Raw genomic sequence first — 14,890 nt, 5'->3', positions numbered from 1 at the left:
CAAATTTAATTGGCAACATCTGAAATAAATTTCACGCGTAGCATTCTTACTTCTACATCGCTTAAATCTTGCCCAAATTCATCTAAAAGCAATTTCATAGAATCGGTTTCAGAATCTTTCATAAAATCCATAAACTCTTCTACCAAATCTTCATCAAAATTTTCATCTATATAATAGTTGATATTTAACTTAGTACCTTGATATACAATACTTTCCATCTCTTTCAAAAGTTCATCCATCGTAAGATTTTTGGCTTTTGCAATATCTTGTAAATCAATTTTCTTATCTGTATTTTGTATAATGAAAACCTTGTGATTGCTTTTGTTTGCAACGGTTCTCATCACGCTATTTTGAGAACGTTCGATATTATTTTCTTCTACATATTTCTTTATAAAATCAACAAAATCTTTACCGAATTTTTTCGCTTTGTTTTCACCAACACCGTATACATTTGTTAATTCCTCAATAGTTATAGGATATTGTATAGTCATATCTTCCAGACTTGGTTCCATAAAAACCGTATATGGTGGTACTCCATGCTTTTCTCCGACTTTCTTTTGTATTTTTTTCAAATGAGCAAAAAGTACTTCGTCTAAAACTCCCGATGCACTATTTTGAGCATTATCAGAAGCAAATTTTAATTGTTCTAAGTCATATTCTTTATCTTGAGCTATTAAAAAAGATTCTTTAAATTTTCCACTAATTACTATTTCAGCCTTTTCAGAAATTTTTAAAACGCCATATGTTTCTATATCTTTCGTAAGGAAACCTTGCACTGTAGCTTGACGGATAATACTTTTCCAATAATTTTCTGATTCCGCTTTTCCAATATTGAAAAACTCTGAAGTTTCTAATTTGTATGCCTTGGTGACTGCACTTTCTTTACCAACCAAAACATTGATTAGATCTTTGGTTTTAAATTTTTCGTCTAATTTCATTACCATATTTAGCACAACTTTTAAATCTTTCGTCGCGTCTAACAAAGTTGGTGGATTGAGGGAATTGTCGCACATTTTTGCACCTTCTCCTTTTACAGGATCAAATTCTTCCCCAAAATAATTTAAGATATATTGTCGTCTGCTCATAGAAGTTTCTGCATAACCGACTACTTCATTTAGCAATTGCAGACCAATTTCTCTTTCTGATACTGCTTTTTGTGCCAGAAATTTTTCTAATTTTTCTATATCTTTTGGATCATAAAATGCTAGGCAAATTCCTTCTCCTCCATCTCTACCAGCTCGCCCAGTTTCTTGGTAATAGCTTTCTAATGATTTTGGAAAATCATAATGGATTACAAACCGCACATCTGGTTTGTCTATTCCCATACCAAATGCTATGGTTGCAACGATGATGTCACAATCTTCCATCAAAAATTTATCTTGATTGGCAACTCTCGTCTTTTGGTCCAAACCTGCATGGTAAGGAAGAGCGTCGATGCCATTTACTTGCAAAATTTGAGAAAATTCTTCTACTTTTCTTCTGCTTAAACAATATACGATACCAGATTTGCCTTTATGATTATTGATAAATTTCACAATTTCTTTATCAATATTTATTTTTGGACGAATTTCATAGAATAAATTAGCCCTGTTGAAGCTTTCTTTAAAAACGACAGCATTGTTCATCCCCAAAGTTTTTTGGATGTCGTCTTGTACTTTTGGGGTAGCAGTTGCGGTAAGTGCAGCAACAGGAACATCTGCAATTTTATCAATAATAGATTTCAAATTTCTATATTCTGGACGAAAATCATGTCCCCATTCAGAAATACAGTGCGCTTCGTCTATTGCTACGAAAGAAATTTTTACATTTCTTAAAAACTCCATATATTCTTCCTTCACCAAAGATTCTGGTGCTACGTAAAGTAATTTGGTAATGCCGTTCGTAATATCATCCATCACCATTTTCGTTTGTCCTTTGTTGAGAGAAGAGTTGAGAACGTGTGCAATACCTTCTACATTAGAAAGTCCATTTACTGCATCCACTTGGTTTTTCATCAAAGCAATCAACGGAGAAACTACGATCGCTGTGCCTTCCAAAATTAATGCAGGAAGTTGATAACAGAGAGATTTCCCACCTCCTGTTGGCATCAAAACGAAAACATCTTGCCCATCCATCAAGGATTTTATTACTGACTCTTGGTTTCCTTTAAATTTTGAAAACCCAAAATATTTCTTTAATTCTTTTTTTAAATCTATGCTTTTTGTATCCATCTAAAATTGTTTGCTAAATTTGCATCTTATTCCAAAGTTATAAAATTATTATTAAACATTATAAAATGGCTTTGTAGCTAATTTAAAAAAAAAATACTTAACTTGAAAAATTCTACCATTCTTTCTCTAGCAAAAAATTCTATTGAAATAGAAATAGAATCTCTGGAAAATCTTAAAAACAGATTAAACGATAATTTTGCGAAAGCTGTATCCGTAATAAACGAAGCAAAAGGTAAATTAATAATTGTAGGTATAGGAAAATCTGCTCATGTTGCAAATAAAATAGTTGCAACCTTAAATTCCACAGGTACGCCATCTCAATTTTTACATGCTGCAGAAGCGATTCACGGAGATTTAGGTGTCATCCAAAAGCAAGATGTTGTTTTGTGCATCAGTAATTCTGGAAATTCGCCAGAAATTGTGATGCTACTACCCTATTTAAAATCTTACTCGTCCGCATTGATAGCAATGACGGGAAATCTTGAAAGCAAATTAGCCCAAAGTGCCAATATCGTTTTGGATAGTTCTGTAGAAAAGGAAGCCTGCCCGATAAAATTGGCGCCAACAAGTTCTACAACTGTGCAAATGGCTTTGGGAGATGCTTTGGCTGTCTGCTTGATGGACATTAATGGATTTAAAGATAAAGATTTTGCAAAATTTCATCCTGGTGGAAATATAGGTAAAAATCTTGCATCCGTTTCTCAATTTGTTTCAGACCAAAAACCTTCTGTACTAGAAAATTCAAGCATAAAGGAAGTTATTTTTTCTATTTCCAGTTCTAGACATGGTGTAACTGCTGTTACAGAAAACAATAAAGTTATCGGGATTATTACAGATGGAGATTTGAGAAGAATGCTTTCAAAAACAGACGATATTTCAAAAATTACCGCAAAAGATATCATGAGTACTTCGCCAAAAACCATTGAGAAAGATGCACTCGCAAAAGAAGCGATGCAAATTTTAAAGCAAAAAAATATTGGACAATTAATCGTTACAGTAAATTCTACCTATTTTGGAATTATAGATATTCATAGGTTGTTGGACGAAGGAATTAATTAAAAAACATATCGAACAAAAAGTAGTTTAGAAAATTATATTGATTAATTTTGCAAAATAATAGATGTTTCATCCTAATCCTTATAAAATAAAGTGAGCGAAGAAAAAGAAATGTCCTTTCTTGGGCATATTGGAGAATTAAGAGGTCATTTGGTGAGAGCTGCAATAGCGATATTTGTAGGTTCACTTGTAATTGGTTTTAATATTAACTTTATAATGGATCACATTTTTTTTGGTCCCACGAGGCAAGATTTCATTACTTTTCGTACTATTAATTTTTTTTCTAGGGAATTAACTGGTGAAAATAGCATTAATCTTCCAGGCACTTTTGCAGTACAACAAAAAAAGTTGCTAGAACAATTTAATGTAATGATGTCCGTATCCATTTTTGGTGGAATGGTGCTTGCTTTTCCATATTTAATTTGGGAACTGTGGCGTTTCATAAGACCAGCACTACATCCAAGAGAGAGAAAAAACTCTGTTTTTGTCATCAATTTTGTTTGGATTTTATTTATGATGGGAGTAATGTGTGGTTACTTTTTAATATTACCATTGGCCATAAATTTCGGATTGGTTTTTAATATTTCTTCATCCATCACGCAATTATTTGATCTTACAGATTATTCCGCCCTTTTTCTACAAGTTGTATTGGGTATGGGCTTGATATTTCTCTTCCCCATAATAGTTTATTTCCTTACGGGAATAGGAATTATAACGCCAATGTTTTTAAAGACATATAGAAAACATGCTACTATTGTAATTTTGGTTGTAGCAGCATTAATAACTCCAGCAGATGTGTTCAGTATGTTTGCCGCAGCTATTCCCTTGCTTTTACTTTATGAATTTAGTTTATTTATGAGCGGAAGAGTTTACAAAAGATTGCTAAAAGAAGAAGCTTTATTAAATGCTTCCCTTCAAAAATCTGCGAATCAGTAAATTAAATTAGCTTTTTAAATTCATCTATTTTTAAAAATTCTTCTACCGAATTTTTAACCCAATTTCATTATCTTTGCTGCAAATTATTTAAAAATGAACTCATTTGTAGAAGAACTAAAATGGCGCGGATTATTTTCGGATATGATGCCAGGAACGGAAGATCAACTCAATAAAGAAACTACGACAGCATATATTGGTTTTGATCCTACAGCAGATTCTTTGCATATCGGAAGTTTAATTCAAATAAAAATTCTAGCGCACTTTCAACAGCATGGTCACAAACCAATTGCTTTGGTTGGTGGTGCAACAGGTATGATTGGAGATCCTTCTGGTAAAGCTGCAGAAAGAAACCTTTTGGATGAAGCAACCTTAAATCATTATGTAGATTGTATCAAAAACCAACTCTCGCACTTCCTAAAATTTGAAGGAAATGAAGAAAATACAGCAAAACTAGTAAACAATTACGATTGGATGAAAGACATCTCTTTCCTCGATTTTGCTAGAGATATTGGAAAACATTTGACCGTAAATTACATGATGGCAAAAGATTCTGTGAAAAGAAGATTGACCGGTGAAGATGGTGCCGAAGGTATGAGTTTTACTGAATTCACCTACCAATTGATGCAAGGTTATGATTTTCTGCACTTATACCAAAACGAAGGTGTGAAATTGCAAATGGGCGGTTCTGATCAATGGGGAAATATCACGACTGGTACAGAGTTAGTTCGTAGAAAAGCACGCGGAGAAGCTTTTGCTTTAACGGTACCTTTAATTACAAAAGCAGACGGATCTAAATTTGGGAAAAGTGAAGCAGGTGAAAATTATTGGTTAGATAAAAAGAAAACTTCGCCTTATAAATTTTACCAATTTTGGTTGAATGCTACAGATTCTGATGCCGAAAGATTTATTAAATTTTATACTTTTTTATCAAAAGAAACGATAGAAGATTTAATTATAAAACATCAAGAAGCTCCACACGAACGTTTGTTGCAAAAAACTTTAGCTAAAGAAGTTACGATTTGGGTTCATAATGAAGAAGAATTTGAAAAAGCAGTAAAAGCCTCTGGAATTTTATTTGGAAAATCTACAGCAGAAGATTTGGTAAGTTTGGACGAAGAAACTTTTCTAGAAATTTTTGGCGGCGTACCTCAAAAAGAACTACCAAAATCTGAGATAATCGATGCAAATATTGTTGATTTATTAACAAAAAGTGAATTTCTAAAATCCAATGGTGAAGCTAGAAGAGAGCTTGCAGGAAATTCTATTTCTATAAATAAAGAAAAAGTGACCGAAGAATTTACAGCAAATGAAAAAGATTTAATAGACGGTAAATTTTTGCTTCTGCAGAAAGGGAAGAAAAATTATTTCATCTTGAAAGCAATCTAATTTTTGAAAATAGCGTAAATAGTTTTATGAACTCTGAATTTATTACTTTTCGTACATTTCATGATGATGAAAGTCTTACTTTTTTTAAAAAATTTTTAGAAAACCAAGATATTCCATTCATTGTAGAGAATCACTCCCAAAGGTTTGATCCGTCTTTTGCCTACAATAGTTTTAACAAAGAGTACAGCGTAAAAATAGCAGCAGAAAATTTTGAGAAAATTTATTCTTTGGAAGAAAAAGATGTAGAAATGCAATTAGAAAATATTCCGAAAGATTATTATTTATTAGATTATTCCATCGAAGATTTACAAAAAATAACTTCTGCACGAGATGAGTGGAATGCTTTTGATTATCTGCTTGCGAAAAGATTATTAAAAGAAAAAAATGCTTTTTCAGAAGAAATTACTGATGATAAAAAATTAAAAAATAGAGTTGAAAACTTGAAAAACGTTTCGGGTATTAAAACGATCTGGCTTATACTTTTTTACATTATAGCTTTCTTTGGTGGATTTTTCGCTATTTTCATTGGGTATTACATTAAAGTTGCTAAGAAAAATTTACCAAACGGAGAAACAATTTCTAAATTTACAAAACGAGATGTTTTGCACGGCAATATTTTGTTTTTCGCGGGTATTTTCTTTCTTGTTTTTTGGATCGTTCGAGGATACTATTTCTTTCCATTTCTCCATTTTAAATATTAAAAAATCAATGCTTTACATACAAATCGATGCTAAATTTAGAACTATACCATTCTATATTTCGTAAATTTGATTAAAATCTTTCAAAATATATGACTATTATTATTTTCATCATCGTTCTCTGGTACTCCGGTTTATTTTTTCAAACTTTTTTCTTGCATCGATATGCTGCACATCAAACCTACTACATGTCTAAATTTGGCGAAAAGTTGTGTTTTATTTTAACGTGGATTACGCAAGGTTCTAATTATCTTTCTGCATACGGATATGGCGTAATGCACAGAATGCACCATGCATTTGCAGATACAGAACTAGATCCGCATTCTCCGAAATATGACCCAAATTTATTCGCAATGATGTGGCGTACAAAAAACATCTACGCAGATATCAATAATGAAAAGATTGAAGTAGAAGAAAAATTTACTAAAAATGTGCCTCAATGGAAATCCTTTGATAAGTTTGCTAGCTCTTGGGTAAGCAGAATTGGCTGGGCAATAGTGTACATCACATTTTTTGCAATATTTGCAGATGCTTGGTGGCACTGGTTATTTTTACCAATGGCATTATTTATGGCGCCAATACATGGGGTAATCATCAACTGGTTTGCACATATCTATGGTTATACAAACTTCAAGGTATCTGATACTTCTAAAAATTTGTTAAAATTTGATTGGTTGATGATGGGCGAAGGTTACCATAACAATCACCACAAATTTGGCGGAAGAGCTAATTTTGGTGGAGTAAGATGGCATGAAATAGATGTTACGTATTACATCATGATTGTTTTAGATAAATTAAAACTTATAAAACTAAAACCAGGACCTGTTGTAACCAGAGAAAAATAAATAAAAAAAACCGAAACAAATAAATGTTTCGGTTTTTTCATGGTTAAAATTTATCAGAAAATTTAAATAAATTAAATTTATATCTATTTATTTTATAAAATTGTATTGAGCTTTTGCAGTAAGCGAACCGCCACCTTGTGCCAAATCAATTGCTTTTTCTTGTCCGTTTACAATAATTTTTGCTGTAACCTTTGAATCTGCATCTACTCCAGTTGCAGTTACGGCTAAATGCAAAGCGCCAACAGATGTACTCACAATTCTTGGTACAGAATTATAGGCATTGCTAGTGAAAGTAAATTCTTGAGCTTGGTCTACACCAATTTGTGTTACCACAGCTTTCAATACTACTCCTGCTGTAGATTCTACTTTAAATTGAATAGTTACATCTTCGAAAGGATCAGTTTCTTCATCTTTACAAGAAGATAAGATTGCAAAAGTAGATAACATTATTAATGCTAAAAAACTAAACTTTAGTTTGTTGGATAAAAAATAAACTTTTTTCATGAGCTAAATTATTTTAAGTATTCAAATATAGTTTTTTTTAATATATTTTCTACAATATAATTGTCTAATTTTAAAGTAGTACGCATTTTGGTAACATTTAAATATAATTAATATTAAATTAATTGTTTAATCATTATCTTTAGCATAAAATATTTAACTAAAAAACTATAAATTATGATCTATTTTTTAATTGTTGTCGGTATTGTCGCACTTATTTTTTTCTACGGAGTTGGTATTTACAATAGACTTGTAAAGCTTAAAACACTAGTAGAAGAAGCATTTAGTAGTGTAGATGTTATGCTTAAAAAACGCCACGATTTGATACCAAATCTTGTAGAAACTGTGAAAGGATATGCAACCCACGAAAGAGAAACTTTTGATAGCGTAACGAGAGCAAGAGCTGCAGCAATGGGTGCAAATACTGTAGGTGAAAAAGAAATTGCAGAAAAAAACCTGAGCCAAGCAATGGTCAATTTAAATGCTGTTGCAGAGCAGTACCCAGATTTGAAGGCCAATACAAATTTCATGCAGCTTCAATCCGAACTTTCTAATATTGAAGGAGATATAGAAAAATCTAGAAGATATTACAATGGAACCGTGAGAGAAAATAATATTTTGGTAGACACTTTCCCAAGCAACATTATTGCGAATATGTTTAAATTTTCTAAAGCTACCTTTTTTGAATTGGAAAATGAAGCAGAAAGAAACGTACCGCAAGTAAAATTTTAATTAATGAAAACTTTCTTTTTTACTCTATTTCTACTAGTTTTTAGCTTTGGAGCTGCTCAAGATACTGATGCTGCACCAGAATTAATTAATTATGAGCATATTCTTTCCTTTCATTCAGATATTTCTATAGATAAAAATGCACAAGTAAGCATAATAGAAAAAATAAAAGTATATGCAAGTGGAAATATTATAAAAAGGGGTATTTTTCGTTCTCTTCCAAAATATAGAAACATTAATGGAAAAGAGGAAAAAATTAAATATAATATTATTTCTGTAAAAAGAGACGGCGAAGAAGAGGAATACCACACAGAAAGTTCAACTTCAGATTTTCAAATTTACGTGGGAGATAAAGATATATTCTTAGACCCAGGATTATATGAATATGAAATCACCTACAAATCTTCTAATCAAATTGGCTTTTTTAGTGGATATGATGAGTTTTACTGGAATGTGAATGGCAATCTTTGGGATTTTGCTGTAGATGAAATTTCTGCAAAGGTTGTATTTCCAGACAATGCGAAAATTTTACAAAACTCATGTTATACTGGTAGTTATGGAAGTTCCGAATCAAATTGTACCGTAAATAAAATTTCTGATAGTAGTATAGAATGGTCTGCAAAAAATCTACAACCAAACGAAGGATTGACAATTGCTGTCGGTTTTGCAAAAGGACTTTTTGCGCCTCCACCTCCACCAACGGATATAGAAAAATATGGGGTTTTATTTGCGATGATTCTCACTGGTTTGGGCTTGCTTTTTCATTTCTATTTTCAATGGCAAAAGTGTGGTGTAGATCCAGAAAAGCCTACTATTTACCCACAATTTAATGCTCCGCAAAATCTTTCTCCCGCTTCTATTGGATATTTACAGCAAGGATATTATTCCGGAAATATGATATCTGCTGCGATCGTCAGTTTAGCAACTCAAGGTTTTTTAAAAATTATTGAAGACGACAAAAGAATTCTTGGCATATTTGGCGGAAGAGAATATTCTCTAGAGAAACAAAAAGAGCAAGATCAAACTTTATCAAAAGAGGAAATTAACTTGATGAATAATTTATTTTCTAATGGAAAAAAAAGGGTAACATTTGATGGAAAATTTGATGAGGATATCAAAAATGCTGTAGATGATTTTAAAGTTACTTTAAGTTTCCAGCATGATAAATTTTTGAATAAGGGAAACAATTCATCAAAACTAATACTTCCAGCACTTATTATTGTAGGAGCTTATATCATTGGACTTTTTTTAAGTTTTAATTTCACAGATAATGATGCACTTCTAGGAATTGGTGTTGGTTTAGGAATAGCAGTATTAATACTTACTATTTTATTTTCAGTTTCATACGAAAGATACCTATCTGCAAGAATTTTGTTTTGGATAATTTCTACCATTATGATTTTGTTCATCGTATTTATTTCTGCTAAAAATGATAGAAGTTTACAAAACATAGGCTTTTATGCTAGTTATGCTTTCATTGTTTTAGGTTTTATTTCATTTGTTCTTTTCCAATATTTAATTAAGCTACCATCTATAGAAAAGCTGGAAACACTTTCACTAATAGAAGGTTTTAAAATGTACTTAGGAACTGCGGAAGAAAAAACTTTGCAATTTCACAATTCTCCAAAGATGACACCACAAATTTTCGAAAAAATGTTGCCTTTCGCAATGGTTTTAGGTGTTGATAAAATTTGGGGCGAAAAATTTCAGAACATGATTAAAAATTCTGCAATTGGACAAGAAAATTATCAAACAAATTGGTTTGTAGGAAATTCTGTTATGAATATGAATTTTGGAAATACACTCAATTCTTCACTCTCACAATCTATCGCCAGTTCTGCTACACAACCATCCAGTTCTGGAAGTGGTTCTGGTGGTGGTGGATTTTCTGGCGGCGGCGGCGGAGGCGGCGGTGGTGGTGGTTGGTAGCGACTACATTATCCAAAGAATCTAAAATAATAAAAGCGGCATATTCTAAATTGCCGCTTTTTTTTTTAAAAAAAATTGAAAATATTTTGAAAAATTTTGAAAGCAATTTAAATACAAGACTTATAATTTTACATAACAAACATTAATTTTTAGACTAATAATTAAAAATCTTATTAATACGTAAATCATTAACTTAAAATAAAACATTATGGCTACCAAAAAGAAAGAAACGGAGAAAATTCAACCAAAAAAAGATGCGGCAGAAAATTTAAGAGATTTTCTGGTAGATGGTTTGAAAGATTTATATTGGGCTGAAAAAGCTCTAGTGAAAAATCTGCCAAAAATGAAAAAAAATGCAAGTTCTAAAAAATTGCAAGATGGCATAGAAAAGCATTTGGGCGAAACAAAAAATCAAGTTACAAGATTAGAAAAAGCTTTTGAAGCGATGGGAGAAAAGCCCAAAGCAGAAAAATGTGACGCAATGGATGGACTTTTGAAAGAAGCAGAAAGCATCATGGAGGAAACAGAAATTGGTGCAATTAGAGATGCAGCAATTATTGCTGCTTCGCAAAAAGTAGAGCATTATGAAATTGCATCTTATGGAACATTAGCAACTTACGCAAAACTATTGGGGGAAAAAGAAGTGCATAAATTATTAAAAGAAACCATCAACGAAGAAAAAAACTGCGACAAAGATCTGTCGAAATTAGCAGAATCAGAAATAAACATTAAAGCAAAATAAATAGAAGCGGCAAATTAGCCGTTTTTTTTTTATCTATTATTTACAAAATTATTGTAATACTATTTAATTTTTTATACTTGATGCTCACAAAAAATAAAATTATCTTTGCAAAATGGAATTACAATACCTCGTAAGAGAACCAGAAAATATTACACCAAGCACCACAATTCTTTTCCTACTTCATGGCTACGGAAGCAATGAGCAAGACCTTTTTTCCTTTCAACCTACCCTGCCAAAAGATTGGTTGGTGGTAAGTTTTCGTGCACCAGGAAATACTCCATACGAAGGTTTTTCTTGGTATGATATAGATCTTGCCGACGAAGAAAATCGTGTGAATGTAGAGCAAGCCAATCTATCTTTGGATATCCTTTTAGAAAACATATTGAAAGTAAGTAATAGATATGGTTTGGTAGATAATCAAACGCATCTTGCAGGTTTCAGCCAAGGTGGAATTTTGAGCTATGCCTTGGCTTTAAAAAATCCAGATTTATTTACCAAAGTAGCTTGTATGAGCTGCTATCCTGAAATGAAAATTTTAGAAAACATCTCTAAAGATAAAAAGAAATTAGAAAAACTACAATTTTTCATTTCCCACGGTTCCGAAGATGCCATAATTCCTCTGGATTGGGGAAGAAAAGCTGCAGATTATTTGTATCATTTAGGCTGCTACTTCACCTTTCGAGAATATGTGAGCGGACATGGTGTAAACCAGAAAAACTATCTAGATTTGATGGATTTTTTTAATAAATAAAGGTAAAAGGCATTCTCTTTACTAAATTTTAAAAAGGAAGCATTATTCTAAAGCTTTATAAAATAAAAAAGGAACAAAATTTAAGTAAAGTTAAATTTTGTTCCTTTTTTTTTTAATTAATAATTTGAATTTGTCTTCTAACTGCAAGAGATTTACAACTTTTTGTAAGCAGTTTTTCAGCATCAATTTTTCTACATGCTTAGAATTTCCAAGCTACAATTCTGGTTTGTTTATTTCCCGTTCCCATGTCTATCGTCTCAATTTGAGTGGCTGAAATCTTGTCTAATAATTTGTAGATCCTGCTTAAATTAGAATTTTTTGAGACCAAAGTGGTAAACCAACCTATATTTTTAGCATAAATTTTACTTTCTCGGATCATATTTTCTATAAATTGAATTTCACCTCCTGGATAAATTAATTCTTGGCTATTTCCTGAAAAATTTAAGGCAAAATTTTCTACTTTTTCAGTAGAAAGGTTGATCAATTTTCGTCTGCTTGCCTTTTCTGCGGCTTCTTCGCTTTCATGAAACGGCGGATTGCAAATACAGATGTCTATTTTTTCGTTGTTTTCTAAAATTCCTGTGAAGATATGATTGCTATTCCCTTGCAAACGCAATTGTACTTTATCTTCTAAGATTGTATTATTTTTTATAATTTTTGCCGCAGATTCTAAAGATTTTGAATCTGTATCTGTGGCTATAAAATCCCAAGAATATTCGGCAACACCTATTATAGGATAAATGCAACTTGCTCCAGTTCCAATATCCAAAGCGGTAATATTACCCTTATTGGGCATTCTACCAAAATTATTTTCTTTTAATAAATCTGCTACATAATGCAGATAATCTGCTCTACCTGGAATTGGTGGACATAGATTTTCTGCAGGAAATTCCCAAAATTGAATATCATAATTTTGAATTAATAGCGCCTTGTTTAATAATTTCACCGCTTTTGGATTGGCGAAATCGACGGTTTTGGATCCATATTTATTTAAAATTATATAATCTTTTAGTTCTGGTAGTAATAGTACAAGAGCATCCAAATCATATCCATTCCTATTTTTATTTCGTGCGTGAAGGTTAGATTCTTTACTTATTTTTTTTTCCAATTCTTAGTTTTTATTTGTAATTGCTTTATTCAACGCTGTAAAATTGTTATTTCGTCATTGTTCTTTTTTCCTATCTACAAAAATCATCATCAACTATAAAGATTAAGTAATAGGTTTGTTTACAAGAAAAAATTATAAAAAAGACGAACAAAGCGCAGGCAAATTTACGAATAATAAAAGTCTAAATATTTAGATTTAAAAATAGTGAAAGTAAAATAATGAAAAAATGGAAGTTTAATTGATTTTTAAAAGTCAGAGAACTGTTTCGCAACACTTATATTTAAATTTTTATCTTGCGTATAAAAGATAATGTCCGTAAATTTTATATCGTTTTTTTCTATTTTCGCACTTACTGATTTACTTTCAGTGTCTAATATTTCAGATATTTCACTTAAAACAATGTTGGTAGATATTAGTTTTCTACCTCCGTTTTCACCACGTTTCACAGAGGTTTCTTGTTCATTCTTTACAAAAGCAATCATCAAGTTTTGATTTAATAACGATGTAGAAATTTTATATTTAAAAGTAATATTTTCACCATCAATTTTTAAGTCAGTAATATTTAAAGAATTATTATTCTCCAAATTTTGATATTTTTTGATGAGATTTTTCACCTCACGTTCGCTAGATCCTACCGTGTGTTCTGCACCATTTACCACTGCTTGCGGAGTGTAAACGCTGCCGTATTTAAACTTATTTTCGTAACTATATTGTTTTTTAGTAAATTTTTCTTTGCTAAAAACGTCTTTCCAACCTAATCTGTTCCAATAGTCTACGTGATAAGATAGAACAAATAAATTTCTTGCAGTATTTTCATCTTTCAGTTTTCTTAAAAGTTCATCAGCTGGTGGACAACTACTGCAACCTTGCGAAGTAAAAAGTTGAACGATTGCGAAAGAATTTTGAGATAAAGGTTTTATAGCAAGAGGTTCATTTTTCTTTCCGGTAGTTTTAGAATTTTGAGAACAAGCCATTTGGAATAATCCGAAACAAAATAATAAAGCAAATATTGCGTTTTTCATACTAAAATTTACGTCATTTAAATTTAATAAGTTTTATATTATTGGTTATTATTTACTACAATTAAATATTTACCTTATTTTTGCAACAATCAAAATAAAAAATATGGCTTCAGGATTTTTCGCAGTTTTAGATGATATTGCAGTTCTTTTAGACGATGTTGCAATGATGAGTAAGGTTGCTGCAAAAAAAACAGCCGGAATTTTGGGAGATGATCTTGCTGTAAATGCTGAAAAAGCCTCGGGATTTGCTTCTAGTAGAGAATTACCTGTACTTTGGGCAATTACGAAAGGTTCACTTTTAAATAAATTAATTATACTTCCAATAGTATTTTTGTTGAGTGCATTTTTACCAATTGCGATCAAAATTTTATTAATTTTAGGCGGTATTTATCTATCATTCGAAGGTGCTGAAAAAATTTATGAATGGATATTTCCACATCCAAAAAGTAAAGAAATTCAAACGGTAGAAAATGAAGCAGACATTTTGGCGTTGGAAAAAACTAGAGTAAAAGATGCAATTTTCACAGATTTTATACTTTCTTTAGAAATTATCATCATTGCATTAAATGCCAATGAAAGCACGGATCTATTAAATCAAATATTAACGGTAAGTTTTATTGCAGTTATTGCCACTATTGGAGTTTATGGTATTGTTGCATTAATCGTAAGGATGGATGAAGCCGGATACCATTTGGTAAAAAAGAGCAAAAGTGAAAAAAGCCTAAAAGCGAAATTTGGAAACATACTTATAAATGCGCTTCCTTATGTGATAAAAGGATTAACGATTGTGGGAACAATAGCATTACTTACGGTTTCTGGAAATATATTCCTCCACAATATCGAATTTCTCCATCATTTTTTAGAGACGCTACCTGGTATTTTGAGAGAATTATTGATTGGTCTTTTAGGCGGAATTGTTGCTGTGATTTTGTTTAATATATTTTTGAAAATAAAGTCTGTTTTGGTAAAATCTTAAA

Annotated in this window: 14 protein-coding genes; 10 read left to right on the top strand and 4 right to left on the bottom strand. The window is 31.4% G+C overall.

Annotated elements, in window-relative coordinates; translation table 11 throughout:
• Positions 1 to 5: 5 nt before the first annotated feature.
• Positions 6 to 2,210: a DNA helicase RecQ gene (gene recQ / locus HNQ03_RS09180; RefSeq protein WP_173779379.1), complete on the bottom strand. Its 2,205-nt coding sequence runs from the start codon at positions 2,208 to 2,210 to the stop codon at positions 6 to 8.
• A gap of 102 nt (positions 2,211 to 2,312) precedes the next feature.
• Between recQ and HNQ03_RS09175 the strand changes: the two genes are divergently transcribed.
• The 5 genes from HNQ03_RS09175 to HNQ03_RS09155 all read left to right on the top strand — a co-directional run bounded on the left by HNQ03_RS09175 (position 2,313) and on the right by HNQ03_RS09155 (position 7,131).
• A complete protein-coding gene (locus tag HNQ03_RS09175) occupies positions 2,313 to 3,269 on the top strand; it encodes a KpsF/GutQ family sugar-phosphate isomerase (RefSeq protein ID WP_173779378.1) in 957 nt (318 codons plus the stop codon).
• A gap of 90 nt (positions 3,270 to 3,359) precedes the next feature.
• The gene (tatC, locus tag HNQ03_RS09170) at positions 3,360 to 4,202 is read left to right on the top strand and encodes a twin-arginine translocase subunit TatC (protein ID WP_173779377.1); all 843 of its coding nucleotides are present in this window, start codon (positions 3,360 to 3,362) and stop codon (positions 4,200 to 4,202) included.
• 93 nt (positions 4,203 to 4,295) lie between these two features.
• A complete protein-coding gene (gene tyrS, locus HNQ03_RS09165) occupies positions 4,296 to 5,588 on the top strand; it encodes a tyrosine--tRNA ligase (RefSeq protein ID WP_173779376.1) in 1,293 nt (430 codons plus the stop codon).
• 26 nt (positions 5,589 to 5,614) lie between these two features.
• Positions 5,615 to 6,289, top strand: a complete 675-nt coding sequence (locus tag HNQ03_RS09160) for a hypothetical protein (RefSeq protein ID WP_173779375.1) — start codon at positions 5,615 to 5,617, stop codon at positions 6,287 to 6,289.
• A gap of 89 nt (positions 6,290 to 6,378) precedes the next feature.
• A complete protein-coding gene (locus HNQ03_RS09155; RefSeq protein WP_173779374.1) occupies positions 6,379 to 7,131 on the top strand; it encodes an acyl-CoA desaturase in 753 nt (250 codons plus the stop codon).
• 87 nt (positions 7,132 to 7,218) lie between these two features.
• On the opposite strand, the gene HNQ03_RS09150 is transcribed toward HNQ03_RS09155, so the two are convergent.
• Positions 7,219 to 7,635 carry a hypothetical protein gene (locus HNQ03_RS09150; protein ID WP_173779373.1) on the bottom strand — a complete coding sequence of 139 codons (417 nt, stop codon included), beginning with the start codon at positions 7,633 to 7,635 and terminating at the stop codon, positions 7,219 to 7,221.
• A gap of 174 nt (positions 7,636 to 7,809) precedes the next feature.
• Here HNQ03_RS09150 and HNQ03_RS09145 point away from each other — a divergent pair, with 174 nt between their 5' ends.
• The 4 genes from HNQ03_RS09145 to HNQ03_RS09130 all read left to right on the top strand — a co-directional run bounded on the left by HNQ03_RS09145 (position 7,810) and on the right by HNQ03_RS09130 (position 11,783).
• On the top strand, positions 7,810 to 8,364 hold the full coding sequence (locus tag HNQ03_RS09145; RefSeq protein ID WP_173779372.1) for a LemA family protein: 555 nt from the start codon (positions 7,810 to 7,812) through the stop codon (positions 8,362 to 8,364).
• Between the two features lie 3 nt (positions 8,365 to 8,367).
• Entirely contained in the window at positions 8,368 to 10,290 is a 1,923-nt protein-coding gene (locus HNQ03_RS09140) for a DUF2207 domain-containing protein (RefSeq protein WP_173779371.1), read from the top strand.
• A 208-nt stretch (positions 10,291 to 10,498) separates the two neighbouring features.
• A complete protein-coding gene (locus tag HNQ03_RS09135) occupies positions 10,499 to 11,032 on the top strand; it encodes a YciE/YciF ferroxidase family protein (RefSeq protein WP_173779370.1) in 534 nt (177 codons plus the stop codon).
• Between the two features lie 112 nt (positions 11,033 to 11,144).
• Positions 11,145 to 11,783, top strand: a complete 639-nt coding sequence (locus HNQ03_RS09130; RefSeq protein ID WP_173779369.1) for an alpha/beta hydrolase — start codon at positions 11,145 to 11,147, stop codon at positions 11,781 to 11,783.
• A gap of 199 nt (positions 11,784 to 11,982) precedes the next feature.
• Here HNQ03_RS09130 and rlmF read toward each other — a convergent pair whose 3' ends face one another.
• Both rlmF and HNQ03_RS09120 read right to left on the bottom strand, forming a co-directional pair.
• A complete protein-coding gene (rlmF, locus tag HNQ03_RS09125) occupies positions 11,983 to 12,891 on the bottom strand; it encodes a 23S rRNA (adenine(1618)-N(6))-methyltransferase RlmF (protein ID WP_173779368.1) in 909 nt (302 codons plus the stop codon).
• Between the two features lie 245 nt (positions 12,892 to 13,136).
• The gene (locus tag HNQ03_RS09120) at positions 13,137 to 13,913 is read right to left on the bottom strand and encodes a DUF1223 domain-containing protein (protein ID WP_173779367.1); all 777 of its coding nucleotides are present in this window, start codon (positions 13,911 to 13,913) and stop codon (positions 13,137 to 13,139) included.
• 103 nt (positions 13,914 to 14,016) lie between these two features.
• On the opposite strand from HNQ03_RS09120, the gene HNQ03_RS09115 reads away from it, so the two are divergent.
• Complete coding sequence (locus tag HNQ03_RS09115) at positions 14,017 to 14,889, top strand: DUF808 domain-containing protein (protein ID WP_173779366.1); 873 nt, start codon at positions 14,017 to 14,019, stop codon at positions 14,887 to 14,889.
• The last annotated feature ends 1 nt before the right edge of the window (position 14,890 follow it).

Source organism: Frigoriflavimonas asaccharolytica (assembly GCF_013294015.1).
Taxonomy (GTDB): Bacteria; Bacteroidota; Bacteroidia; order Flavobacteriales; family Weeksellaceae; genus Frigoriflavimonas; species Frigoriflavimonas asaccharolytica.
The sequence above is the reverse complement of the archived record's forward strand: the minus strand, read 5'-3'. Positions and strand labels throughout refer to the sequence as shown.